This window comes from Reyranella soli (assembly GCF_007992495.1).
In the GTDB taxonomy this organism is placed as follows: Bacteria; Pseudomonadota; Alphaproteobacteria; order Reyranellales; family Reyranellaceae; genus Reyranella; species Reyranella soli.
This window is the reverse complement of the sequence record NZ_BKAJ01000018.1, coordinates 101,411-126,546: the sequence shown is the minus strand read 5'-3', so window position 1 is coordinate 126,546 and position 25,136 is coordinate 101,411. Positions and strand designations below refer to the sequence as shown.

The following is a 25,136-nucleotide window of genomic DNA, read 5'->3' as shown; positions in this document are numbered from 1 at the left end:
GCGCTGTCACCCCGAGCGAAGCGAGGGGCCTTTAAGGCAACAGGAAAGGTCCCTCGCTGCGCTCGGGATGACAGTGGGACTGTGTCAGGCATCCGTGAGTCCCTCCAGCGCCCGCCGCACCGTGCGGCGCAGCAGCTCGAGCTTGAAACCGTTCTGGCTGAGCGGCTGGGCGCCATCGGCGGCGCGTGCCGCGGCCGCCGCGAAGGCGGCCGGCTCGGCGCGGGCACCAGCCAAGGCTCTCTCGCTGGCCACGAGCCGCCACGGCACGGTCCCGACGCCGCCGGCGGCGAGGCGCGCGGAGCGGATCACGCCGTCCTCGATCTCCAGGGCGGCCGCCACCGAGACCACGGCGAACTCGAACGACGCGCGGTCGCGGACCTTGAGGTAGCAGGAGCGGCGGGCCGCGGCGCTGCGCGACACCTCCACCGAGACGATCATCTCGCCGGCCCCGAGCGCGCTGTCGCGCTGCGGCGTGTCGCCGGGCAGGCGGAACAGTTCTGCGATCGGCAGCACGCGCGCCGAGTCATGGCCGCGCACATGCACGCTGGCCTGCAGCGCCAGCAGCGCCACGGCGAGGTCGGAGGCGTGGGTCGCTACGCAGTGCGGGCTCGTGCCGAAGATCGCGTGCAGCCGGTTCTCGCCGTCGCGGGCCGCGCAGCCGGAACCGGGTTCGCGCTTGTTGCAGGGCAGGTCGGCGCTGCGGAAGTAGCCGCAGCGGGTGCGCTGCAGCAGGTTGCCGCCGACGGTCGCGAGGTTGCGTATCTGCGGCGATGCGCTGGCCGCGATTGCCTGGGCGAGCGCCGGCCAGTCGCGCCGGACATCGGGGTGGTCGGCGACGTCGGCCAGGCGGGCGAGGGCGCCGATACGGAGGGCGCCGGCTCTGGGTTCGATCCGATCGAGCGGCAGGCGGCTGATGTCGATCAGCTGCGTTGGCACAACGCCCTGCTTGCTGAGCTGCAGCATGTCGGTGCCGCCGGCGATGAACATCGCGCCGGGATGGTTGGCGGCGAGCGCCAGCGCCGCGTCCTCGCTCGCCGCGCGATGATAGGCGACCTGCTGCATGCTTTTAGCTCCGCGCCGCCTCGGCGATGGCGGCGACGATGTTGGGATAGGCGCCGCAGCGACAGAGGTTGCCGCTCATCTGCTCGGCGATCTCGGCGTCGCTGCCAATACCCTTGCCAGTGCGGCCTTCGGCTAAAAGGCCCAGCGCCGACATGATCTGGCCCGGCGTGCAGTAGCCGCATTGCAGGGCGTCATGCTCGATGAAGGCCTGCTGCAGCGGATGCAACGCACCGTCCTGCGTCACGCCCTCGATAGTGACAATGCGCCGGCCGTCCTGCATCGCCGCCAGCATGAGACAGGCATTGGCGCGCCGGCCATCGACCAGCACGGTGCAGGCGCCGCAGGTGCCGAGGTCACAGCCCTTCTTGGTGCCGCAAAGATCCAGCCGCTCGCGCAGCACGTCGAGCAGGGTGGCCGATGCCGCCACCGACAGGCGATGCCGCGTGCCGTTGATCTCGAGAACGACGTCGAGCTGATGCTGGAAGACGTCCACCATGAACCGCTCCGGATTGTCACCGATCAGATCAACATAGGGGTCGTACTGTAACTGACAACAGGTCAGTTAACTTTATGGGCCGCAGCCCGCCTCTGGCCAACACTGGAACGCACAGAAATATCAATCGTTTGCGCAGGTTTCCGGAGACACGTGGCGAACGCGTTCCCGTTGCCGTGGGGCTATTGCACATGACTGCAAAACCCCGTCATCCCGACCGGAGCCGAGCGTAGCGAGGCGGAGTGGAGGGACCTGTTTTGTTGATGCATCGACAAAAACAGGTCCCTCGACTACGCCGCACGGAGTTTACCCCGAGCGAAGTCGAGGGGGGCGGCTCCGCTCGGGATGACGGAAAAATTGGTGCCGGATGACGTCGACTTTCGCAGACTAGAAAATTTCTAAACTGTATTGATTCCCGACTCCCGCGGGCGCACAGTCCCGACCGTTAGCGGCTTTACCGACTGAGCAGAGGAGGCGGACATGCCTTCGCTCAAGGGAACCCGGACTGAGCAAAATCTGAAGGACGCGTTTGCCGGCGAGAGCCGGGCGAACCGCCGCTATCTCTGTCTCGCCCGCAACGCCGACATTGAGGGCCTGAAAGATCTCGCCGCGGTGTTGCGCTGGACGGCCGAGCGCAAGACCGGGCGCGCTCAGGGCCATCTCGACTATCTCGAGAAGGTGCGTGACGCAGCGGGCGACCCGGCGACCGGCACGCCGATCGGTCCGGCCGGCGACATCCTCGAAGCCGCGATCGCCAGCGAGACCCACGAATACATCGACATGTACGCCGGCATGGCCCGCGTTGCCCGCGAGGAAGGCGTCGACGACCTCGCCGACTGGTTCGAGACGCTCGCCAAGGCCGGGAAGTGGCCTGTCGACCGCTTCCGAAGGGTGCTCGACGCGCTTTGACTTCAACTCGAGGAAGACTGCAACACGATCGGAGGAAGACATGGACACGAGGATGGAACAGACAGCGGGCAAGTGCCCGGTCGTGCACGGCACCACGAATGTCGGGATGAGGTCGAACAAGGACTGGTGGCCGAGTGCGCTGAACCTCAGGATGCTGCGCGCGAACTCGCCCCAGTCCGATCCCATGGGCAAGGCGTTCAACTACGCCGACGAGTTCAAGAAGCTCGATTACGCCAACCTGAAGAAGGACCTCGCCGCGCTGATGACGGACAGCCAGGATTGGTGGCCGGCGGATTTCGGCCACTATGGCGGGCTCATGATCCGCATGGCGTGGCACGCCGCGGGCACGTACCGCATCGGCGACGGGCGCGGCGGCGCCGGCGCCGGCCAGCAGCGCTTCGCTCCTCTCGGCTCGTGGCCGGACAATGCGAACCTCGACAAGGCGCGCCGGCTTTTGTGGCCGATCAAGCGGAAGTACGGCTCGAAGATCTCGTGGGCCGATCTCATGGTCCTTGCCGGCAACGTCGCGCTCGAAACCATGGGCTTCAAGACATTCGGCTTCGGCGGCGGGCGCGCCGATGTGTGGGAGCCCGACGAGATCGTCTACTGGGGCAAGGAGAAGGCCTGGTTCCCCGATCCCAAAGGCAGCGAGGACCGCTACAGCGGCGTCCGCGATCTCGAGAACCCGCTGGCGGCCGTGCATATGGGCCTGATCTACGTCAATCCGAACGGGCCGAACTTCAAGCCCGATCCGGTCGCCGCCGCCATCGACATCCGCGAGACCTTCAAGCGCATGGCGATGGACGACGAGGAGACGGTTGCGCTCATCGCCGGCGGACACAGCTTCGGCAAGACCCACGGCGCCGGCGACGGCGCGCTCGTCGGGCCTGAGCCGGAGGGCGCGCCCATCGAGGAGATGGGCTTCGGCTGGAAGAGCGGCTATGGCACAGGGATCGGAAAGGACACGATCACCGGCGGCCCGGAAGTCACCTGGAGCGCGACGCCGACGAAGTGGAGCAACAGCTTCTTCGAGAACCTGTTCAAATTCGAATGGGAGCTCGAGAAGAGCCCGGCCGGGGCCAATCAGTTCAGGGCCAAGAACGCTCCCGCCACGATTCCGGATGCCTTCGACCCGGCGAAGCGTCATGTGCCGACCATGCTGGTCACGGACGTCGCTTTGCGGATGGATCCGGCCTACGAGAAGATTTCCCGGCGCTTCCTGGAGCATCCGGATCAGTTCGCGGACGCGTTTGCGCGCGCGTGGTTCAAGCTGACCCATCGCGACATGGGCCCGCGCGCCCGCTACCTCGGCCCGGAGGTGCCGGCAGAGGAGCTGATCTGGCAGGATCCCGTTCCCGCCGTCGATCACAAGCTGATCGACGCCAAGGACATCGCGGATCTCAAGGCCAAGATCCTCGCCTCGCGACTTTCCGTCGCCGAGCTGGTCGGGACCGCCTGGGCCTCGGCGGCAACCTTCCGCGGCTCCGACAAGCGCGGCGGGGCGAACGGAGCGCGCATCCGTCTCGCGCCGCAGAAGGACTGGGAGGTCAACCAGCCTGCCCAGTTGGCAAAGGTGCTCGAAACCCTTGGCGGAATCCAGAAGGCCTTCAACGACGCGGCCAGTGACGGCAAGAAGGTGTCGCTTGCCGACCTGATCGTCCTCGGTGGCGCGGCCGCCATCGAGCACGCCGCGAAGAATGGCGGGCACGAGGTGACCGTTCCCTTCGCGCCCGGCCGCACGGACGCGTCCCAGGAGCAGACCGACGTGGAGTCCTTCGGCTATCTCGAGCCGGTCGCCGACGGGTTCCGCAACTACCTCAAGGCCCGGTTCACCATACCGGCGGACGAGCTGCTGATCGACAAGGCGCAACTCCTGACGCTGACCGCGCCGGAGATGACGGTCCTGGTCGGCGGCCTGCGCGTGCTGGGCGCAAACCACGGCAACTCGCCGCACGGCGTCTTCACGACTCGTACAGGGACGCTGACCAACGACTTCTTCGTGAACGTCCTGGACATCGGTACCTTGTGGAAAGCGACCTCGGACGAAAACGTGTTCGAGGGACACGACCGCAAGAGCGGCCAACAGAAGTGGACCGCCACCCGTGCCGACCTCGTCTTCGGTTCGAACTCCGAGCTGCGTGCGCTGGCCGAAGTCTACGGCGCCGACGACGCAGGAGGGAAGTTCGTGGCCGACTTCGTGGCGGCGTGGACCAAGGTGATGAACGCCGATCGCTTCGATCTTGCCTGATTATCGGCCGCGGGCGATCAGTTGGAACCGAGCGGTTCCAACTGATCGCATTCCGCCCTGATCTGGCTGCTGCCGGGACCTTTGCCCGTTCGACGAGTTGTCCCCAGGCCGAAACTCTGGAGACGCGACTTCAGTTGTTGACAATATGGAACTATAGTTATATTATGCCGATCTGTTGCGTAGCGTCTCCGCGTTTTTGCTCTATGCATCGTTCATCCGATCCACCGCAGCCGGCGGGGCTGTTCGGCAACGCCGCGCTGCGTGCCGTCGACAGCGACAATGCCCGACCGATCTCTCGTCGACGAAAATGGCCAGCGCAATTGTCCGAAATGGGCACAGGGCCGATAAAAGGCCCAAAATACGGGCTTTCTTGCGATCGAATTTCGGACAGGGTGACATTGTCCGAAACTGTCCGAAATTCCCCGCCCGGCGCCCAACTGGACCATCTGCCCGGAATTTACTGCCTCGCCCAAGGGGTGCAGTCCACAGCACGCCAACCCGAGGGGGTAGCGGAAACTGCGGAAACCCATCGCGGCGGTAACGGGATGAATGCACAACCCTTCTACCACGGCACGAAGGCGGACCTGAAAGAAGGCGACCTGATCGGACCCGGGTTCGCTTCCAACTTCGGCAAGAGGAAGAAGGCAGCCTATGTCTATCTGACCGCGACCCTGGACGCGGCCGCCTGGGGCGCCGAGCTGGCGTCGGGTGAAGGGCGGGGCAGGATCTATATCGTCGAGCCCACCGGCCCGTTCGAAGACGATCCCAACCTGACGGACAAGAAATTTCCCGGCAATCCGACGAAGTCGTACCGCAGCCGGGACCCGCTCAAAATCGTCGGCGAAGTCACCGATTGGCAGGGACACTCGCCCGAGCAGTTGAAGGCCATGAAGGACCGTTTGGCGGAGCTCGAGCGGCTCGGTGTCGAGGCGATCGAGGACTGAGCCCGAGCGTTCGTCGCCGAACTACCTCACCCTGAGGAGCGCACGCAGTCCGAGTCTCGAAGGGTGGCAACAAACGCGGTGCTCGTGCCCACCCTTCGAGACGCGGGTCTGCGGACCGCTCCTCAGGGTGAGATCATCATTAGAGCGGATTGGGCCCGAGCACTTCCCAGCCGGACTCCTCCAGCCGCTTCTTGAAATCGCCGTCGGCCGGCCGCTCGAGCATCTCCTCGACGAAGCGGCCGGCGCCTGCCGGGGTGTAGAGGAACACGACGCGGCCCGGTAGGTCGCCGCTGTTCTTCCAGGCGTGCGGCACGTTGCGCGGCAGGAAGGCACAGGTGCCCGGCCCGCCGGTCGTCACCTTGTCGCCGATCTTGAAGGTGAACTCTCCCTCGAGCACCCAGGCGATCTCGTCGCTGTCGCGATGCAGATGGAGCCAGCTGCTCCTGGAGCCGGCCGGCACCGCCTGCTCGAACAGGGTCACGCTCTCAGCCGTGTCGCGGCCGAACAGCTTCATGGACATGGACTGGCCCGACGCTTCCTCGAGATGCTTGCCGCCACCCGGCGGCACGACGACACCCTTGCTCGTGGTCATGGGGGTCTCCTCGTTGGCGAGGGCACGAAGGTAGGTCCGCTATGGGGCGGCTACAACCATGAGCCCTATCTTCATTTTCGGGTCGTTGTGCCTCGCTGTCTTATCACGTCAGAAGTGGCGCATGGGCCCAACGACACGCAGCTCCCCGGCACGACCCAGGGCGAAGCGCCTCTCGAACAGGCCGTTGGGCGTGAGCAGCAAGTGCACCGGCGTCCTGTCGGCCACCAGGATCTCGCCATTGGCCTCGCGCACGAGGCTGAGCACTTGGGGCCGTGGCAAGCCGTAGATTGGTGCCGGATCCACCACCGCATAGAAGCCCGACGGATCGGCGATCCTGCCGAGGATGTCCTTGTTGAGCGTGTTGTTGGCGCCGTGACGCGGCAACGTGAAGCCGTCTGCGCGGAAGGATTCGTCCCGGCCTAGAAGTCGGGTGAACAAATGGTTCCAGCGCTTGATCGTAGCATCGCCGGTTATCAGGAAGTGATGGTCGGCGACCGACACACGGAACACGCTGCAAAGATCGTTCCTTCCGAAGTGCCGCTGATGGGCCTGCCGCTTTGTCTCTAGGTCTTGGAGATCGGCCGCAAACGTTTCCACGCGAAGCGAAGACTCGCGAGCGGAGCTCGACCAGATCGTGGACCGGGCACCGGTCTGGACGACTTCGCCAATACCGTAGCGCCGTCGCTGTTCGCCTTCGATTTCCTTCAAAAACCGGGAAATGGCGGGTGGCTGGTAGGAACTGCCGGCGATGTCGGTGAACTTCGACACAGGGATAACCGGGAGAAAAAGCTTGTGCGTATTCTTGACGGCACTCATCACGGAGAGCAGCCCGCTGAACCGGTCGTAGTCCCAATGCGTGATGGCTACGAACTCAAAGGCTTCGACCTTGAAAGCCTCAATGTAGGCGGCGACCTGCGTCGCCGCGTTCCAGTTGCAGTCGATGAGGCCGTAACGCCCATTGGGCAAGCGCAGGAGTGAGCCGCCGCCTGCCAGCACGCTGATCAGGATCGACGCGTCGGCATCGGGCCTGACGAAAGGTCGAGCAGGCGATGTCGTCACAGGTTTGGCTGCCGGCAGCCGCTTCCGCGCGGCGCTTTTCGACTTGAACTGCTCGAGCAGGGCAAGCACCTCCTCGCGCGTGATCAGTTTCCCCGACTTATCGCCCGAGACCAGGGCGAGCAGGGCTTGGGCTGCCTTGTCGAGCTGTTCCGCGGGGATGCCGTGGCCCGCCAGGCGCAGGTGGAACTGCTCCGTGAACACCTTCGTTTGATTCAGCCATCCGGCATCGAAATCGAGCTCCACCCGCTCGACCACGAAAGCGGGATCGACCTTGACGCCGAGGCTCTCCAACCTCTGGCCAAGATCGGCGATGCCCGTCGCGGCAAAAGACGATCCGACGCCGTACGAGGACAAGACGTTCCGAACCTGCTCAATCGACATCGGCAGGGTGTGCAGCTTCTCCATGCTGCGTGTGGCCACGAGGTGATAACGCGACCAGGTTGCAGGGTGCGCCGCCTCCTTGCGGAGGAAAGCATCGAAGACCTCTGCCAGCAATCCGGGTGTGACCGACGTGGCCTTCAGTTGATGGATCTCCCAGTTGAAATCGGACGGTTCTGCCTTTGCACTGCGTCTCTTCCCGCGGAACCATGACGCGTCGACGTCGTCGGCGCCCTCGTTGAGTGCGCCGCGGAAGTCGTCCTGCTTGATCCAATGGAGCAGCTGGAACGAAAGCCAGCGGTCCTGAAAGCGGAAGCCCTGTCGGGCATGATGTCCACCCATGGCTTCGCTGCCGAGCGGGCTGAAGCGGGTTTTGCGATCCTTCGCCATCCTTCGATCCCCCGGGGCGGCATCGTCATTCCCGGTCCGCCTGCATGGAATGGCAGGAGCCTACCATGCGTCGCGACGGGATGGTCTCCGGTTCGATCGCCGCGAGGCCAGAGGGCGCCGGAGGCGGCCAGCTAGTGCGCCTTTCGGCATTCGACGACGACGCTTTCGAGACGCCGGTCGTCACTGGGCGCTTCGACCACCGGGATGAGGGAAAGGCTGGGGCTCGCTCCCCATTCGCAGCGCGTGATGTCGACGAAGCGCGCCGCGGTGAGGCGCCCCGAAAGGGCGTCGAAATCGTACGCCATCTGGTGCCCCCACTTGAACAGCATCGCCGCAAACACCGCGCCGCGCGTGGCGTAGCGCTTCCTGTCGTCGTCCAGATACGTCCGACGGTACCAGTCGAAGAACGCTTCCTTGCCGTCGACGTAGTTCGTGCACCACAGCCCGAAGTCGGGCACGGCCAGGCGCATCAGGCCGCCAGGCGCGAGCACACGATGGCAGTCCTCCAGGAAGGCGATGCCCTCGTCGTCGGAAAGATGCTCGAAGAGATGCGAGTGATAGATGACGTCGAGCGAACCGGGGAGGGCGGGGATACCTTTGCGCAGGTCGTACTGGAGAAAATGCGCCATCGGTCGGTCGTCGACCACGTAGACGACCTCTTCCTTCCACTGCATCCCCGTCGAGGCGAAATCGCCATCGATGTTCAGGAAGCCGTCGATGATGACCGGCCCGCAGCCGAGGTGGTAGTTCTTGAATTTCTGCGACAGTCTCTCACGAAGCGGATGCTCCACCTCGACGGCGGCAACTGGCTGGGGTGTGAGCATATACGACCCGCTCTCTGGATCCGTGAGCAATGAACGATCCGTTGGAGCCCCCGAAGGACCGCCCGGGGCTCTCTAATCGATTCTGCGGCGAGCAGCAATTCCGCACGGCGCCAGCCAGCACGGTCAAAAGGGCAGCCAGGCTGAAGCACGCGGCAACGCTGCCGAGCATTCGAACTGCACCGTCGGCGATGACGAGCGCACCCACCGCGGCGCCCGTCGCACTGCCGAGGTAGATCGCGGAAGAGTTCAGCGAGAGACTGACGGGAGCAAGGTCCGGAGCGAGGGCGACCAGCCGCGCCTGCTGCGCCGTCGTCACGCCCCAGCTGGCGAAGCCCCAGAGCAGGATGGCCGGCAGGACCACCGCCATCGCCGCCAGCCCGAACCCCGCACCGAGCGCGAGGGCAAGGTAAGCCAGCAGGACAAGACCACAGCCGCAGATGACGGTGCGCTGTGCGCCCCAGTGGTCCGCCGCGCTGCCGGCGATGCGTGTGCCGGCGGCGCTTGCGACGCCGAAGGCCAGCAGCACGGCCGCCAGGCCGCGCGGGCCAAGGCCGGTGACTGCCTGCATGAAGACGCCGAGATAGGTATAGACGGTGAAGGTGCTGGCGACGGTCAGCACGGTGACCGCCAATACCGATAGAACGTCGGCCCGCCCGGCCAGGGCCAGGCGCTCGCCCAGGCTGGCTGTGGTGCCGGCCGGCTGTCGCGGCAGCCAGGCAAGAATGCCAACCAGTGATAGTGCCGCCATCCCACCGACGCCGAGGAAGGTGGCGCGCCAGCCCAGCGCATCGCCGAGCAGCACACCCAGCGGCACGCCGGCGATGATCGCCACGGTCAGCCCGCCGACGACCATCGACAGGGCGCGCCCCTGCCGCTCCGGACCGCCCAATGCGGCGGCATATCCGCCGGCGGCCGGCATGAAGCTTGCCGCGGACAGGGCCAGCAACAGGCGCGCGCCCATGAGCCCGGCATAGCCGGGCGCCAGCGCGGCAGCGAGGTTGGCGAGGGCGAAGCTGCCCATGGCGACCGCCAGCACGCGCTTGCGCTCCAGCCGCGCGGTCAGCACGGCCAGGACCGGAGCGCCGATGGCGTAGGCGAGCGAGAAGGCCGTGACCAGATGGCCCGCCGCGGCCAGACCGACATCGAGGTCGTGCGCCAGCGCCGGCAGCAGCCCGGCGATCATGAAGCCTTCGGTGCCGATCGCGAAGGCGCCCAGGGTCAGCCAGACGAGGGAGGTCAGCGAGCTCGGCGATCTGGCCATGGGTTGGTCAATCAGAATCCGGGAAGGGCGATGAAGCAATCAGGTCGGCGGCGTTGGGGCTCTTGAAGCCGGGGATGAAGCGTTCGCAGACGCCGGCGTTCACCGTGCCGTACGTGGTGTGCGGCTTGTGCGCGAAGCCGGCGAAGTACGCCTTTATGAAGTCGTCCCTGAAGTGCTTGCGCGGGTACCTGGCGACGATCTGTTCGCGCACGTCCGCCGGGAACTGGTCGAAGCCCCGTCCGAGCACGTCGAGGCCGACGCCCGTGTACAGCAGCGCCACTTCGGGCTGCATGTGGTGGGTGATGCCCGGCGTGGTGTGCAAGGCGATGGCCTCCCACACGGTTCGCACCTGTTCTTCGGGGACGTCGTGCGTGCTGAGGAACTGCCGAGCGGCGTTCGCGCCATCGACCTCGAAGCGCTCGTTCTCGCTCGAGAACGTTTTGGTCAGGCCGAGATCGTGAAAGGCCGCGGCGATGTAGAGGAGCTCCGCATCGAACCGCAGCTTTTGCTGGCGGCCTTGTTCGGCGGCGAACAGATAGACCCGCACGGAGTGGTTGAAGAGCAGATCACCGGAATGCTCGCGCAGGATGCCCGTGGCCTCCCGGGCGAGAAGCGAATCGGGAATGGCGAGGGCCGGAGAGAGAGTGGACATGGGTCTTGCTTCCTTCGAGATGAGCTCCGGTCACAGGGGCAGCGTCGCCAGGACGATCTTTCCCTTGGGGCGCGGGCTCATGCCTTCCAGCATCAGATGAGCCTGGCGCGCATCGGCGAGGGACATGACCACGCCGGCGCCGGTTCGCAGCTTTCCATCGTCGATGAGCCTGGCAATCGCCGCCAGTTCTCGCGTCGTCACCTCGACCAGGAAGAAGGCGGCTTCGACGCCATGCCGTCGCGCCAGATCCTGATCCGGCTCGGAGACCGCCGAAATCAGCCTGCCGCCTCGACGCAGGACCTGGAATGAGCGTTTTTGCGTGTCGCCGCCAACGAGATCGATCACGGCGTCGGCATCCCGGACACTGCCTTCGAACCGCCCGGTCCTGTAGTCGATGACCGTGTCGGCGCCGAGCTCGCGGACGAGAGCCGCATCGCCTGCCGACGCGGTTGCAATGACATGCAGGCCTGCCTGGTGCGCGAGCTGGACAGCGTAGACGCCAACGCTGCCGGCGGCGCCATGGATCAGCACGGTTTGCCCCGTCGTCAGCTTGGCGTGGTCGAACAGGGCTTGCCGCGCCGTTACGGCAACGACAGGCACGCCGGCCGCCTCGATGGGGCTGAGCGAGGCGGGCTTGCTCGCGACCATCGCCGCCGACGCGAGCGCGTACTCCGCATAGGCTCCGACGAACCGGGAGTTCGTCACGCCATAGATCTGCTGTCCCACGAGCGGCTGCGAAACCCCTGGCCCCACGGCAACGACTTCACCCGCCAGGTCCGAGCCCAGCGTCAAGGGAAGCGGTTCCGGCAAGGCACCTTGTCCGGCCCTGATCCAGCCGTCCCATGGACCCACTCCCGCGGCCTTGACCTTCACGAGGACCTCGCCAGGGCCGGGATCGGGGCGGGGGATCCGTTCGAAGTTCATGACATTCGGCGGACCGTACTCATGCACGCGCCAGGCCATCATCGATGACGAATCGGCGGGGATGGGGCGATCGATATGCAGCGTGGTCTGGCTCATGGTGACGATGCTCCAAACGGGTGGATCGGCAGAGCTGGTTAACTAGGACTGGGCGGCGGGCTCGGGAACAGCAGACCGCGCGCAATTCAGGCCAAACTGACGGCGTTTCTGGCCAGATCGGATCAGTGGCGGCCGAAGCGCCCGCGATAGTCGGCCGGACCTACGCCAATGGACCTGAGGAAAGCCCGGCGCATCCGTTCCTCGCTTCCGAATCCGGTGTCACGCGCGATGCCCTTCAACGAGGCGGACGAATCTTCCAGAAGGCGACGCGCCGCATCCAGGCGAGCTCGATGGACGAACTCGGACGGAGTCATCCCGGCCTCTCGATGAAAGGTACGAGTGAAGCTTCGAGTGCTCATCTGGGCATGCCTCGCGAGCGCCTCGATCGAGGCATCCTGATCGAGGTTACTCAGGACCCACTGCTGCACCTTCTGGATCGAAGACTTGCCGGTCAACTGTGCCGCGAGATGCGTCGAGAACTGCGACTGCCCGCCGGGACGCTTCAGGAACAGGACCAGGTACCGGGCGACGGCGAGCGCCAGCTCGCGACCGAAATCTTCCTCGACCAGCGCAAGCGCCAGATCCATGCCGGCGCTGACGCCAGCGGCCGTGCAAAGCGCGCCATCCCTGATGAAGATGTGGTCCGACTCCACGCGTACCTTGGGGTAACGTCCCGCCAGTTCGGCGGCACACTCCCAATGTGTCGTGACCTGCCGGCCGTCCAACAGTCCGGCGGCGGCGAGAAAGAAGGCGCCGGTGCAGATCGAACCGTAGCGACGGACCTGGGGGGCCACTCGCGCGATCCAGGCCGTCACCGTGGGATCGACATGTGGCGGCAGCCGCGGGTCGCCCCCGACGAGGAGCGTATCGGCCTCGATGTCGGGATCATCGGTTGTCCGATCGGGCAGGAAGCGCAGCGAACCGGTTCCCGCAATCGGTCCGGCCTGGGTGCCGACGATTTCGACCCGGTAGGCATTTTCGTCGCCCAGGCGCCGGGCGGCTTCCCAGAAGACCTCCGCCGGTCCGACGACGTCCAACGATTGCACGCCGGGCGGCGCCAATATCAGGATCCGCATTGCAAGGCGCCTCCTCTCGCCGGAAGTGGATCATGCGCCATTCCCGGTTAGCCGGACGCTCGATTCTACGGGTTTCGCCCTGAGTGAGCTAGCGTTGGACCCCATGTGGCACCACCAATGGGCCCGGCCGAATTGAGGCCCGGCTGCCGGGGAGGCCCCGCCGCAGTTTTCCGACAGATGGCGACTAAGGCGGTTCGTTAACGATCATGGCAATGGCTTACCGGTCTCCGTTTGACGCCAATCCACCCATGGCGCTTGGGCTCCTTCGTACCTATATGTATACCGGTATGTGCGCTGGGCGCGGCGCTTTGTGAGCGTGTGGCCTGCCGCGGTAGCCGTTCCTGCGAATTCTGTTCAGCCGGCTGTCCCCGAGAGGGGGTCCAATGCTCAAAGTGCTCATAGCGGAAGACGAGCTGATGATCGCCGATCTGCTCGAAGAGACGCTGATCATGAGCGGTTACGAGGTCTGCGGAATCGCGCGTACCGTCGAGGAAGCCGTCGCGCTTGCCGATCTGCACAAGCCCGATCTCGCCGTTCTGGACGTCAGGCTCGCGCAAGGCAGCCGCGGCCCTGACATCGCTCGGCGGTTGGGGAGCAGAGAAACGATCGGCATTCTTTACGCGACCGGCGAGGACGCTCGGAGCAGCACGCTCACACTCGCGGATGGCTCCGCTTCGATCGCAAAACCGTATCACGTGGAAGACGTCGCCCGTGCATTGGTCATCGTCCGCGAAATCATGACCCTCGGAACGGCAACGCCACCATTTCCGCCGGGGTTCCGTCTGCTGCCGGAATTGGCTCCCTTATCCGCACACGCGTCGCTGGCGTGACCGAAACCCGCACCATCGAGAAGCTTCTGCGTCAACAAGCGGCGCTCGCGAACTTTGGCAGCTTCGCATTCTGGGAAAGCGACCTGCAGAAGATTCTGACCGAGGCAGCCGAGATATGTGCGCGGAGCCTCGACGTGCCTTATGCAAAGATCTGCCGCCACCGTGCAGATCACAACGATCTGCTGGTCGAGGCGGGGTACGGCTGGAACGAGGGTGTTGTCGGGTACGTCGTGTCGCCGGCGGATGAAACTTCGACGCAGGGTCGAGCATTCCTCACCGGCAAACCGGTGATCCTCGAAGACCTTTCGAAAAACGACAGCTATGCGCTTCCACCTTTCTACGCGGATCACAAGATCGTCGCGACAGCCGATGTTCTGATCAAAGGCAAGAGCGGGCCGTGGGGCGTTCTCGAGATCGACAGCGCAACCGCCCGTGCGTTCGATCAGCACGACATAGATTTTCTGACCGGCTTCGCCAATGTCGTCGCCGAAGCGGTGGCCACGGCGGGTCGAACAGCGGTTTTGCGAACGACCATCGATCAGATGGAAGCCTTGATTGTTGAAAAGGACCGCCTGCTGACCGAGCGGCAGGCATTGTTGATCGAAAAGGACGTGCTGGCCGAAGAACTGCAACACCGTGTTCGCAACAACCTCCAGCTCGTCTCCGGAATGTTGCGACAACAAATAGCCTTGAATGACGGCGGGCCGAAAGAGGGACTGCGGTCCATTGCGCAACGTGTGATGAGCCTGGCGAAAGTCTATGACCACCTGCTCGGAAACGGCCTTAGTCGCACCATAGACTTCGATCAATATGTGAGGTCGCTCTGCGAGGGTTTGAGCGCTTTTCAGGGCGACCGGGAATTCCACGTGACCCTGACCTGCGAGGGCGAAGCTGAGCCTCTGTTGCTCGACCTGGATTCGGTGACGGCGCTCGGCATTGTCATCGCCGAGATCATCTCGAACGCATATATTCATGCCTTCCCGGAACGCGCTGGTGCGATCCGCGTCGCTCTGACTCGAAGCGCCACGGGTGCCCTTCTCATGATTGTTGATGACGGCATCGGCTTTGTGGAGCCTGCCACAAGCAAGCGCCATGGCCTCGGTCTCATCCGTCGCCTCATGGAGCAGATCGGTGGAGCGGTCCGCGTCGTCTCGGATCGGGGGACGAGATGGACCCTCGCCTTTCCGATGGCTGCCGAGAGGGCGGTATCGGAGACGATTTGACGTTCGACGGTAAATCAAGGGAATTGCTGGGATGTCATCGCAAGACGCGACGCCGCCCGAGTGGGATGCGAACCGCCTTCGAATTGCCTCGGACGCTGCCGGTGTCGCACTGTGGTCGTGGAACGTCGATACCAACAGGATCGCCATGGATGCACGGGCGCACGGCCTGTGGGACGTGCCGGCCGGCGAGGCGGTCACGTTCGAGGACTTGTCCGCCCGTATCCATCCCGAGGATCTCGACAGGGTTCGGGCGGCTTTCGCCGCGACCCGGCAAAAATTCGGGGCCTATGAGATCGACTTCCGCATTTTGCATCGCGGCGAGGTGCATTGGATATCCGCGCGTGGCCGGGGAGACGATCAAGGCATTGTCGGCCGGACCATGTTCGGTGTCTTCCTCGACGTGACCGAGCGGAAACTGGCCGAGGAAGCCCGTGAACTGCTCTCGAACGAGATGAGTCATCGGGTCAAGAACCTGTTCGCCATCGCGGCCGCCTTGACGGTGATTGCCTCGCGATCGGCGGACACGCCGAAGGAAATGGCGCGTGACCTTACCGAAAGGCTGGTTGCCCTGGGCAGGGCCCACGAACTCGTGCGTCCGGCCCTCGGTGAGCAAAAAAGGGCCGCACCTCTCGCCGACTTGCTGGCTGTCCTGCTCGGCGCCTACGACGACAAGGGTACCATCGGCAGCCGCATTCGAGTCTCCGTATCCGACATTCTGGTCGGCGAGGGCGCCATCACCGCGATGGCCCTTGTCGTTCATGAGCTGGCGACGAACTCGCTCAAGTATGGTGCGCTCTCAAAAGAAGCCGGTTCTCTCGATGTCACCTGTACCGCCAACGATGGCGAGATGGTGCTCGTATGGACGGAAAGAGGCGGACCACGCATCTCTGCGCCGAGAGAGCAGACCGGCTTCGGAAGCGTCCTGGTGAAGAATACCATCACCCGAAATCTCGGCGGAACGATTGCGTTCGACTGGCCTGCCGAGGGTGTGATCGTCACCCTGCGCATGAACAGTGCCCGGCTGGGAACGTGACCAGCTCCCTGCCTCCTTAGCCCCAGAGCCGCTTGCTGGCGATGGCCGCACCATCGCGCATCGCCTCGAGCTTGGCCCACACCACGTCCTCCGACACCTGGGTGTCGCCGACGATGGTGCCGAAGCCGCAGTCGGTTCCGGCCATGACGCGCTCGCGGTCGCCGACGGCGCGCACGGCGCGCTCCAGCCGCTCGGCGATCACCTGAGGGTGCTCGACGTAATTGTGCGTCGATTCGACCACGCCGCAGACCAGGGTCATGCGATCGGGCAGCTTCTGGGTGCGGAAGGCGTCGATCTCGTGGCTGTGGCGCGCGTTGGCGAAGGGCAGGCAGAGCGCGCCGGCCTTCACCTGGAAGCAGACCGGCAGCACGTCGGGCGCCGGCACGTCGTTGACGTGCGGGCTGTCGCGGTTGCCCCAGCAGGCGTGGAAGCGCACCCGCTCGGGCGGGATGTCGGCCAGCGCCTCGTTCAGTGCGGCGACGTGCATCTCCATCGCTTCGATGAACTTCGGCAACGGCTCGTCCTGGAAGTAGCCGGCGCGTTCGATGCCGAGGTCGGGCGAGTCGATCTGCAGCACGTGGCCTTGCGCGACGATGAAGTCGTATTCCTGCTTGAGCGCGCGGGCGAGCGCGAAGACGTAGGCTTCGTGGCTGTCATAATGCTGGTTCTGCAGCGAGCAGGCGGCGAAGCCGGGCGAGACGGCGGTGACGAAGGTTTCCGCGAAGCGCCGTGTCTGGCGCTTGAGCGCGCCGGCGAAGGCGTCGAGCTCGGCCCTGGCGCCGTCGAGGCTCTCGTAGCGCACCGGACCGATCGCTGCCGGGAAGCCGTAGACGTTGAGCCGGCGTACGCCGCGCGCCTGGTAGTTCTGCCACCACGTGGGAAACTGCTGCATGTCGAGGATCGGCCGGCGCTTCGATTGACCGCCGAAGCCCGACATGCGCCCGGTGATGTAGCCGAAGAAGGTGGAGCGCGGCATCTCGCCGTCGTTGCCGACGTCGATGCCGCTGTCGAGCTGGCGGCGCACGATCAGGTCCATCGCCTCGTCGGTCAGCGCCGGGATCCGCGCGGCATCGACCGGCTTGCCTTCGGCCTGGGCAACCAGCAGGTCGGCCAAAATGTCCGGCCGCGGCAGGCTGCCCATGTGGGTGGTCAGGATGCGGTCCGTGCTGCGTTTCATGCTTTCGATCTCCCGTCTTCGAAAGCTACGTCCGCCGATGTCGCTGATGCAATCGGCCGAGAAGCGATGGTTCCGCAGCGCCGAACCGGCTGATGGCTAGTCTAGACCAGTCGCTCTGCACAGTGATCATGACGGTCAGCGAGGGTCGGTGAGTGAAATTGCCAGCACTGCTGGCACGGTACCCGACCCCGGAGTAATTGCGTCGATCGACCGCCTATGGAGCGCAAAAACTAAAACTGTAGTTGACCCGTTAAAACACTTCAGTTATATTGACCTCGCGCTCGCCTCGCGGCGGCTCTGTGCATCGTTTATCCGATACCCATCGCGCCCGGCCGCAACCGGGCCGGCCTCCCCAGCCGAGCGAAAACCAACGTCTAAACTATCTTAACTATCGAAATTCGCCGGCAAACCCCATCGATAGTGGGTCGGCTTCCGAGCACCACTACGAAAGTACCGGCGGAAATGCCGATAATGCCGCAAATTCATTTCAGCAGGTTCGTAGCTGGCTTGAAGTGCTTGAGGGTGTCGAGCGACTCGTTGAGTGCCCCGCCACCTTCTGAGCCTGCACAAGTGCCACCTAAGAATCAATGGGTTTGTCTTTGCCCGCCGCGGCGTGTCTGCTCCGCGCGACGGAGGGACAGACGATGCAGGGATTTCTGGGAGAGAAGATCGGTGGAGGCGTTTCTGCGGACGTTCATGCATGGACGCCCGGTCAGGTCGTGAAGCTGTTCAAGGCCGGCGCTTCGCGGCGGCTGAGCTGGCACGAAGCGCAAAAGACCGACGCCATCTTCGCCGCCGGCGCCCCGGCGCCGGAGGTGTTCGGTGCGGTGACCTTGGAGAGGCGCTTCGGCATCGTGATGTCGCGCTTCGACGGACCGACCCTGCTGCAGCTCCTGCAAACCGGCGCCATGACGCCGGGGCAGGCGGGTGCGATCCTCGCGGACCTCTGCCTTGCCGTTCACAAGACGCCCGCGCCGCCGGACGTGCCCTCCCTGCGCGTCTGGATGGACGCCATGGTGCGGGGCTCGAGCGGCGTGCTTCCGCAGCATATCGCCACCGGCGTCCTCGCCCTGATCGAGCGCCTGTCGCCGGGCGACGAGCTTTGCCATGGCGACCTTCACCCCGACAATGTGATCATGACGGCGGAAGGTCCGAGGCTCGTCGACTGGACCGGTACGATCCGCGGGCCCGCGGCCCTCGATCTCGGGTTCAGCCACATCATCCTTACCGAGATTGCGCCCGAAAGGGTCGACGATCCCAAGCGGCCGCGCGCGCTCTATGCGGCCCTGCTGGCCGAGTACGCGCGGCTCGCCGGCACGTCGCCCGCGGCGCTGACGGCGGCGATCGAGTCCTATCTGCCCATTGTCCGTGTCCTGTTCGTCCTCGGGCGGGCGTTCCCTGCCTTGCGGGAGCAGTTCATCCAGCGCGTGGAAGCAGCCCTGCGTTCGGACGACTGAATCGCAGCGCGCCCTGTGCCATGATCGAGGTGCTTCGCGATGGGAGCCTACGATCCATGAAAGACAACAGCATATTCCGGGCGGTGCGCGAGGGACGGGCCGCACTGGGGACCCAGCTCAAGGAGTTCGCCTCGCGCGGGGTGCCGTGGATCATCGAGGCCTCCGGCTTCGACTACTGCGCGATCGACCACGAGCACGGCGCCTTCGACCTCGAGACGATCGCGGATCTTGCCGGCTGGTTCCAGGCCACCGACGTCTCGGCGATCGTGCGGATCCATAAATCGTCCACGCATCTGATCCCGGCGATCCTCGATCAGGGGATCATGGGCATCCAGGTCTCGGAGGTCGACAGCGTCGAGGAGGCGCGCGCCATCGTGGCGGAGGCGAAATTTCCGCCGATCGGCCATCGCGGTATCTCGGGGCAGGGGATGCACACCGGATACCGGAGCTATGGCGGCCGTCACGCCACCGAGTATGCGCCGTGGGCCAATGCCAACATCATCGTCTGCGTGTCGATCGAATCGCTCGAGGGCCTGGAGAATGTCGAGGCGATCGCCGCCGTCGAGGGCATCGACATGATCGCCTATGGCCACTCGGACCTCAGTGCGCGCCTCGGCGTCCACCTCCAGCTCGAGCACCCGACCTTCAAGGCAGCCGTGCGCCGCATCGCGGAGGCCTGCAAAGCGCACGGGAAGCTTGCCCGCGGGTCGGCGGAAACCGAGGCGCAGATCGAGGAATACTGGCGGCTCGGCTGCAAGGTTCTGAACCTGCCCGGCAACGACGTCAGCACCTATCTCGATGGCCTGAAGGCGCGTGCCCGTCGTGCCCATGCGCGGCTGAAATCGATCGGTGTGCCGGTGCCTTGAAAAGGGGGAGAGGATGCGACTGCACGGCAAGGTAGCGCTGCTGACCGGCGCGGCGGCGGCGATCAAGGGCGAGCTGATGGGCTTCGGCGGCGCGGCGGCGCATCTGTTCGCGCGCGAGGGCGCGAAGGTGGTGCTGACCGATATCCGCGACGAGCTGGGCGAGCGCGCGGCCGCGGCGCTCTGCGCCGAGGGGCATGACGCGCGTTACCTGCGCCTCGACGTGACGTCTGAACGGAACTGGGCCGAGGTCGTGGATGCCGTGATGGCGGCGCACGGACGGCTGGACATCCTGTTCAACAATGCCGGTGTCGGCTTTCCCGGCAAGGTCGAGGACATCACGGTGGAGATCTGGGAACACGAGCTCGGTGTTCATGCCAAGGGCGTTTTCCTCGGCACCCGCACGGCAATCCCGGCCATGCGCAAAGGCGGCGGCGGGTCGATCATCAATACGTCCTCGGTCATGGGCATCGTCGGCAGTCCCACGTCGCCCGCCTATTCGGCGGCCAAGGGCGCCATCACGATCTTCACCAAGTCGGCGGCGTTGCAATATGCGAAGGAGAATATCCGCATCAATTCGGTGCATCCGGGCTATGCCGATACGCCGCTGACCGATAAGCGCTTCAGCGATCCCGCCGTGCGCCAGGCGTTGATCGATCGCACGCCGATGGGGCGGCTCGGCACCGCCGAGGATATCGCCAATGGCGTGCTGTTCCTGGCGTCCGACGAATCGTCCTGGGTCACCGGCTCGGAACTGGTGATCGATGGCGGCATGACGGCGCAGTAGAGCGGAGGCCAATCGCTGGAGGCGCTGATGATGACCGTCTATTCCGCGCCGAACACGCGGGCGATCCGCGTGATCTGGGTGCTGCAGGAAATCGGCGCGAAGGCCGAGATCAGGTCGATGCCGTATCCGCCGCGCCAGCACGCGCCGGACTATTTTGCGGTCAATCCGACCGGAATGGTGCCGCTCCTGATCGATGGCGAGGTGCGGCTCGGCGAATCGATGGCGATCTGCGACTACCTCGCCACCAAGCACGGCTCGCCGCTGGTCGTCCCGACCGACGACCCGGAGCGACCCCAGTTCCTGCAATGGCTGTGGTACGGCGAGTCGACGCTGATGACGCCGTTGTCGCGCCTGAACATCGTGCGCCGGGTGGAGCACAAGACGCCCGAGGTCGACGCCCTCATTGCCGGCGCGCGCGACCATGTTGCCGAGCGGCTAGAAATGCTCGAGGAGCGTCTCGAGGGCCGCGAGTTCCTCGCCGCAGGGCGGCTGACCTTGGCCGACGTTTCAGTCAGCTATCCGCTTCACCTGGTCGGCATGCTGGGTCTCGACAACCTGCTGGGACCGCGCGCCGTTGCCTATCATGAACGGCTGCGCGCGCGGCCGGCCTACCAGCGCGCCCTCGCGGTCGCCTAGCGTCTTGCTCTAGTAGGCGGAGAACCCGCCCTCGGCCGGGATCGCGGCGCCGTTCACCATGCGCGATTCGTCGGAGGCGAGGAACAGGGCGACGTTGGCGATGTCCTCCGGCTGGCCAACGGCGAACGGGTACTGTCCGGCGATGTTGTCGATGCCGCCGAAGCGAATCTGGTTGCCGCCGGTGAAGCGACTCCTGACCCGTTCCGTCAGCACGACGCCGGGGCAGATGGCGTTAATGCGGACACCCTTGGGCGAATAGGCGCCGGCCAGGGCCTGGGTGAAGGAGATCAGGCCGCCCTTGGCCATGACGTAGACATGGGCGATGTGGTTGCCGCGCAAGGCCACCACCGACGAGAAGTTGACCACGCTGCCTTTGCCCTGCTCGACCATCACGGGGATGACGTGCCGGCAGCACAGGAACGGCCCTTTCATATCGAGGTTGATGGTCTTGTCCCACACTGACGGATCGACTTCGGTGACTGGACTGTCCTCGCGGAGAGACCCACCCGCGCAATTCAGGAGGACATCGATGTGGCCGAAGGCCTCTTTGGCCTGATGCACCATCTGCTTGACGCTGTCTTCGTCGGTCACGTCCGTCTTCACAAAGCGGGCGTCGGCGCCGGCCTCGCGCGCGGATGCCTCGCCCAAGGTCGCGTCGATTTCCGCCACGACGACCTTGGCACCCTCCGCGACGAACATCCTGGCTGCTGCCCGGCCGATGCCGGAGCCCGCGCCGGTGATCACCGCTACCTTCCCCGCGAGACGATTCATCTCTTCCTCACCACTTGTAGACTTGCTGCAACGTTCCTCCCATGAGGGCCGCCTTGTCGCTCTCGGACAAGTGCTTGGTTTCGCGGAACGGCGCGACGCCCTGCTCGTAGGTCAACATGCCGATCGTCCGGGTCCAGTCGGTGCCCCACATGCAGCGATCCAGCCCGAACGCATCGATGATGCGCAGCACCGGCTCCCAGATATCGTCGTAGGGGAACGGCTGGTGCGACATGGTGCAGGCGCCGCTGACCTTCACCCTGACGTTTCGGTATTGAGCCAGATCGAGCAGCTTCGGCAGGTCTGCCCAGACGTCGACGGGAACCGGCGGGCGAAACGGTTGCAGCAGGCCAAGATGGTCGATCACGATGACTGTATCGGGGTGTTGCCGGATGTGCGGCAGGCCTTTGTCGAGGATGCCCCAGCACAGCAGATTGACCGGCAGGCCATGCCTGGCGGCAGCCGCGAAAGCGCGGCGCAGGCCGGGATGGTCGGCGTCCATCGGCAGGTCCTTGCCCATGCGGATCCGAATGCCGCGCGCGCCCGGCATCGTCGCCCACCGTGCCACCACATCGTCGATCGCCGGATCGGTCGCGTCGACCGGCGTCACCACCCGGAACTTGTCCGGATAGGTGTTGTAGACTTCCAGGGCGTAGCTCGGATCGTATTTGTAGGCGCTGAACGACGACACCATGACCGCGCCGTCGACACCGACGCTGGTCATCGCCGCGACCATTTCCTCGCCGGTGGCGGAGAGGAGCCCGTGCGAGGGGCTGGCCCATGGCCGGCCTGGATGATTGCGATCGAAGGGATGAACCTGGACGTCGATGACGGGCATGATTACGCGACCGATCCTTTGCCTTGCAGCGACTCGACGAGCTTGTTCACGGCAACCGTCGCGCCTTTGCCGGCTTCGTTCCCGAAGATCAGGCGGGCAAGCTGACCGCCGAGGTAGGGGTGAAGGCCCATATCGTAGAGCGCCAGGAAGTTCCTCGTCTCGATCGCCCGCCGTTCGTCCTGGCGCAGCGGGTAGCAATCGAGCACGGCAGCTTCGTTGGCGGCGAATTCCGCGCGCAGCTCGACCGACCATTTCAGGTCCTGGATCAGGTCGTGGACCGCAAGGGCGGGGTCAAATTTCTCGAGTCCCATGAGTGCCCTCCCTACGCCGCACGGCGCTTCGGCAGGTTGGCATCCATGTCCCACAGCACGGCGCCGACGCCGCACTTGAAGTCGCGGTGGACGGTGTAGCCGAAATTCTTGCCGGGCTTCGAGCCGATCGCGCCGAGCACGACCACCCACGACAGCAATTCGGAGGTGCCGCCGGAGCCCGCGGCCTCCATCTTCTCCAGCGTCAACTCCTTCAAGAGCGTCGCGTGGTCGCCGGAGGCGACGAGGTCGAGAAACCAGCGGTCGAAGGCCTCGTCGATGAAGTAGTAGCGCGCACCGCCGGGCTCGTGGCTGAGGCCGCCGGAGCCGAGAAGCGCCACGCGCATGTCGGCGGGCAGGTCGTTGCGGATGAAGTCGCCAAGCGCCTCGCCGACGGCGTAGCAGCGATGCTGGTCGGGGATCGGCGGAACGGTGCAGTTCTGCAGGACCGGCACCATCGGAATCCCCAGCTCGGCAAGCCTGGTGAGCTGCACCGGCACCGAGATGTTGTCGTCGAACTTGAGGTTCTCGGTCTGGGCGAACATGCGGATGCCGCGCCGGGTCATGCCGTTGAACAGCGCGGCGGCGATTTCAGGCGCGCCTTTCACGGTGTAGTCCTCGCAGCCGATCCACGGCTTGAACCATTCGAAGGGGCCGCGATGCTCGTTGGCCATGCCGATCAGGAAGTCCGGATAGGCGCGGATGCGGCTGTTGGCGAGGTGATCGTTGGCGAACACGATCAGGACATCCGCCTTGGCCGACACCATGGCGCTCGCGAGATTACGATAGGTGCTGACGACGATGTCCTTGACGTCGGCAGGGGCGGCTTCGAGCAAGCCGATCAGGCCGGGTGCATGCGGCGCGCCGGCCGCGAACACGATCTCTGCCATTTGGCATTCTCCCGTGGCGTTGCAAAGCTGGTCTGGTGTTCCAGGAGTGTCAATCCGCTGCCTGGCGTTCCCGGCGGTAGCGGCTCGTCACAGCTCGCAGGCCGAGATTTTCCCGCAAGGTCCTGCCTTCGTACTCGGTGCGAAACAGCCCGCGGCGCTGCAGTTCGGGAACGACCAGCTCGACGAAATCTTCGCCGCCGCCGGGCAGGGTGGCCGGCGTGATGTTGAAGCCATCGCAGGCCGCGGCTTCGAACCACTCCTGCATGGTGTCGGCGATGTCAGCGGATGTGCCGATCCGCGCCGAGCCCGTGATGCCGGCGCGCAGGTACAATTCGCGGATCGTGGGCTTCTCCCGTCTCATCCGCTCGACGAGCTGTGCGGAGAGGCTGCGTATCTCCCCGCTGCCCAGCACGCCCTCGGGTAGTGGACCGTCCAGCGGATAGCCCGACAAGTCGCCGAACGTGCCGTAGAGCGAGCCGAGGCCGGCCAGCGGGTCCCACAGCGCCTGCAGCTCGTCATACTTCGCCTGTGCTTCGGCCCGCGTGCGGCCGACGACCGGACACAGCGCCGGCATGATCTTGAGGTCATCGGGTTCGCGGCCGTACTTCGCCATCCGCCCCTTCACATCGGCGTAGTAGGCGCGCGCACCGTCGAGCGAGCTGCTGATCGCGTAGATGACCTCGGCGGTCGCCGCCCCCAGCTCGCGCCCTTGCTCCGAAGCGCCGGCCTGCACGATCACCGGATGACCCTGCGGCATGCCGGCGACGTTCAACGGGCCGCGCACCTTGAAGAACCGTCCCTGGTGATCCAGCACATGCATCTTCGCTTCGTCGAAATACCGGCCGCCCGCCTTGTCGAACACGAGAGCGCCGTCGTCCCAGCTGTCCCACAATCCCTTGACCACCTCGACGAACTCGGCGGAACGGGCGTAGCGCGTGTCGTAGTCCAGCGTCGTCTCCAGCCCGAAGTTCTGCGCTTCGAGCTCCGACCATGAGGCAACCACGTTCCACCCGGCGCGCCCCTTGCTGATCAGGTCCAAGGTGGCGAACTTGCGCGCGAGATTGTACGGCTCGTTGTAGGTGGTGGACGCCGTCGTCACCAGGCCGACATGGCTTGTGACCATGGCCAGGGCCGGCAGCAAGGTCATCGGTTCCAGCTCGACCATGTCCCGCCCGGTCCGCGCCAGTGAGCCGCGCGGCGTGTCGCCCTGACGAATGCCGGCGCCGTCGGCAAAGAAGATCATGTCGAGCTTGCCGCGCTCGGCAGTCTGGGCGCTGCGTACATAATGCTCGACATGCAGCGTGCCGTCGGCCGGCACATCGGGATGGCGCCAGGCGGCCGGGTGATAGCCATGGCCGCGTATCGACAAGCCGAGCCGCATCTTGCGTGCCGTCATCGCTTCTTCTCCTCAGGAGAGG

General features: G+C 65.2%; 25 protein-coding genes. 10 read left to right on the top strand and 15 right to left on the bottom strand.

The genetic code is table 11. The features are described from left to right. Positions 1-84: 84 nt before the first annotated feature. Together RSO01_RS05295 and RSO01_RS05290 are read right to left on the bottom strand one after the other, a co-directional pair. Positions 85-1,062 (bottom strand): FAD binding domain-containing protein, encoded by a 978-nt coding sequence (locus tag RSO01_RS05295; RefSeq protein WP_147146928.1) that lies wholly within the window; start codon positions 1,060-1,062, stop codon positions 85-87. A 4-nt stretch (positions 1,063-1,066) separates the two neighbouring features. Then, the gene (locus RSO01_RS05290; RefSeq protein ID WP_147146926.1) at positions 1,067-1,558 is read right to left on the bottom strand and encodes a (2Fe-2S)-binding protein; all 492 of its coding nucleotides are present in this window, start codon (positions 1,556-1,558) and stop codon (positions 1,067-1,069) included. Positions 1,559-2,035: 477 nt separating this feature from the next. Between RSO01_RS05290 and RSO01_RS05285 the strand changes: the two genes are divergently transcribed. The 3 genes from RSO01_RS05285 to arr all read left to right on the top strand — a co-directional run bounded on the left by RSO01_RS05285 (position 2,036) and on the right by arr (position 5,656). After that, positions 2,036-2,464 carry a rubrerythrin family protein gene (locus RSO01_RS05285; protein ID WP_147146924.1) on the top strand — a complete coding sequence of 143 codons (429 nt, stop codon included), beginning with the start codon at positions 2,036-2,038 and terminating at the stop codon, positions 2,462-2,464. Positions 2,465-2,504: 40 nt separating this feature from the next. After that, positions 2,505-4,712: a catalase/peroxidase HPI gene (katG, locus tag RSO01_RS05280; protein ID WP_147146922.1), complete on the top strand. Its 2,208-nt coding sequence runs from the start codon at positions 2,505-2,507 to the stop codon at positions 4,710-4,712. Between the two features lie 545 nt (positions 4,713-5,257). Further along, complete coding sequence (gene arr, locus RSO01_RS05275) at positions 5,258-5,656, top strand: NAD(+)--rifampin ADP-ribosyltransferase (protein WP_147146993.1); 399 nt, start codon at positions 5,258-5,260, stop codon at positions 5,654-5,656. A 139-nt stretch (positions 5,657-5,795) separates the two neighbouring features. On the opposite strand, the gene RSO01_RS05270 is transcribed toward arr, so the two are convergent. The 7 genes from RSO01_RS05270 to RSO01_RS05240 form a co-directional block, all read right to left on the bottom strand. Continuing rightward, a complete protein-coding gene (locus tag RSO01_RS05270; RefSeq protein WP_147146920.1) occupies positions 5,796-6,248 on the bottom strand; it encodes a cupin domain-containing protein in 453 nt (150 codons plus the stop codon). Positions 6,249-6,356: 108 nt separating this feature from the next. Then, positions 6,357-8,075 (bottom strand): ComEC/Rec2 family competence protein, encoded by a 1,719-nt coding sequence (locus RSO01_RS05265; RefSeq protein ID WP_147146918.1) that lies wholly within the window; start codon positions 8,073-8,075, stop codon positions 6,357-6,359. Positions 8,076-8,206: 131 nt separating this feature from the next. Next, complete coding sequence (locus tag RSO01_RS05260; RefSeq protein WP_246158101.1) at positions 8,207-8,899, bottom strand: class I SAM-dependent methyltransferase; 693 nt, start codon at positions 8,897-8,899, stop codon at positions 8,207-8,209. Further along, a complete protein-coding gene (locus RSO01_RS05255) occupies positions 8,847-10,160 on the bottom strand; it encodes an MFS transporter (RefSeq protein WP_147146916.1) in 1,314 nt (437 codons plus the stop codon). Before RSO01_RS05255 ends, RSO01_RS05260 begins: the two co-directional genes overlap by 53 nt. A gap of 7 nt (positions 10,161-10,167) precedes the next feature. Then, complete coding sequence (locus RSO01_RS05250; RefSeq protein WP_147146915.1) at positions 10,168-10,812, bottom strand: HD domain-containing protein; 645 nt, start codon at positions 10,810-10,812, stop codon at positions 10,168-10,170. Between the two features lie 30 nt (positions 10,813-10,842). Further along, entirely contained in the window at positions 10,843-11,778 is a 936-nt protein-coding gene (locus tag RSO01_RS05245; protein ID WP_147146989.1) for an NADP-dependent oxidoreductase, read from the bottom strand. A gap of 176 nt (positions 11,779-11,954) precedes the next feature. After that, positions 11,955-12,908, bottom strand: a complete 954-nt coding sequence (locus RSO01_RS05240; protein WP_147146914.1) for a GlxA family transcriptional regulator — start codon at positions 12,906-12,908, stop codon at positions 11,955-11,957. Positions 12,909-13,291: 383 nt separating this feature from the next. Here RSO01_RS05240 and RSO01_RS05235 point away from each other — a divergent pair, with 383 nt between their 5' ends. From RSO01_RS05235 to RSO01_RS05225, 3 genes are read left to right on the top strand one after another with little or no spacing between them, the layout of a single operon-like run. Continuing rightward, positions 13,292-13,738 (top strand): response regulator, encoded by a 447-nt coding sequence (locus RSO01_RS05235; RefSeq protein ID WP_147146912.1) that lies wholly within the window; start codon positions 13,292-13,294, stop codon positions 13,736-13,738. Further along, on the top strand, positions 13,735-14,961 hold the full coding sequence (locus tag RSO01_RS05230) for a sensor histidine kinase (RefSeq protein WP_147146910.1): 1,227 nt from the start codon (positions 13,735-13,737) through the stop codon (positions 14,959-14,961). The genes RSO01_RS05235 and RSO01_RS05230 overlap by 4 nt, the downstream gene beginning before the upstream one ends. A gap of 31 nt (positions 14,962-14,992) precedes the next feature. Continuing rightward, positions 14,993-15,994, top strand: coding sequence for a sensor histidine kinase (locus tag RSO01_RS05225; protein ID WP_147146908.1), 1,002 nt, complete (start codon positions 14,993-14,995; stop codon positions 15,992-15,994). Between the two features lie 16 nt (positions 15,995-16,010). Here the strand turns inward: RSO01_RS05225 and RSO01_RS05220 are convergent, their stop codons facing one another. Next, positions 16,011-17,171: a uroporphyrinogen decarboxylase/cobalamine-independent methonine synthase family protein gene (locus RSO01_RS05220; protein WP_147146906.1), complete on the bottom strand. Its 1,161-nt coding sequence runs from the start codon at positions 17,169-17,171 to the stop codon at positions 16,011-16,013. Between the two features lie 644 nt (positions 17,172-17,815). On the opposite strand from RSO01_RS05220, the gene RSO01_RS05215 reads away from it, so the two are divergent. From RSO01_RS05215 to RSO01_RS05200, 4 genes are read left to right on the top strand one after another with little or no spacing between them, the layout of a single operon-like run. Then, the gene (locus tag RSO01_RS05215; protein WP_147146904.1) at positions 17,816-18,628 is read left to right on the top strand and encodes a phosphotransferase family protein; all 813 of its coding nucleotides are present in this window, start codon (positions 17,816-17,818) and stop codon (positions 18,626-18,628) included. 56 nt (positions 18,629-18,684) lie between these two features. After that, entirely contained in the window at positions 18,685-19,494 is an 810-nt protein-coding gene (locus tag RSO01_RS05210) for an HpcH/HpaI aldolase family protein (RefSeq protein WP_170302857.1), read from the top strand. A gap of 13 nt (positions 19,495-19,507) precedes the next feature. Further along, positions 19,508-20,278 carry an SDR family NAD(P)-dependent oxidoreductase gene (locus RSO01_RS05205; protein ID WP_147146900.1) on the top strand — a complete coding sequence of 257 codons (771 nt, stop codon included), beginning with the start codon at positions 19,508-19,510 and terminating at the stop codon, positions 20,276-20,278. Positions 20,279-20,305: 27 nt separating this feature from the next. Further along, complete coding sequence (locus tag RSO01_RS05200) at positions 20,306-20,914, top strand: glutathione S-transferase family protein (RefSeq protein ID WP_147146898.1); 609 nt, start codon at positions 20,306-20,308, stop codon at positions 20,912-20,914. 9 nt (positions 20,915-20,923) lie between these two features. Here the strand turns inward: RSO01_RS05200 and RSO01_RS05195 are convergent, their stop codons facing one another. The 5 genes from RSO01_RS05195 to RSO01_RS05175 are packed head-to-tail and all read right to left on the bottom strand — an operon-like array spanning position 20,924 to position 25,114. Further along, positions 20,924-21,685, bottom strand: coding sequence for an SDR family NAD(P)-dependent oxidoreductase (locus tag RSO01_RS05195; protein ID WP_147146896.1), 762 nt, complete (start codon positions 21,683-21,685; stop codon positions 20,924-20,926). 7 nt (positions 21,686-21,692) lie between these two features. Continuing rightward, positions 21,693-22,520, bottom strand: a complete 828-nt coding sequence (locus RSO01_RS05190) for an amidohydrolase family protein (RefSeq protein WP_147146894.1) — start codon at positions 22,518-22,520, stop codon at positions 21,693-21,695. 2 nt (positions 22,521-22,522) lie between these two features. Then, entirely contained in the window at positions 22,523-22,831 is a 309-nt protein-coding gene (locus RSO01_RS05185) for an extradiol ring-cleavage dioxygenase (RefSeq protein ID WP_147146892.1), read from the bottom strand. A gap of 11 nt (positions 22,832-22,842) precedes the next feature. Further along, entirely contained in the window at positions 22,843-23,718 is an 876-nt protein-coding gene (locus RSO01_RS05180) for a DODA-type extradiol aromatic ring-opening family dioxygenase (protein ID WP_147146890.1), read from the bottom strand. Between the two features lie 49 nt (positions 23,719-23,767). Beyond that, positions 23,768-25,114, bottom strand: a complete 1,347-nt coding sequence (locus RSO01_RS05175; RefSeq protein ID WP_147146888.1) for an LLM class flavin-dependent oxidoreductase — start codon at positions 25,112-25,114, stop codon at positions 23,768-23,770. Positions 25,115-25,136: the final 22 nt, after the last annotated feature.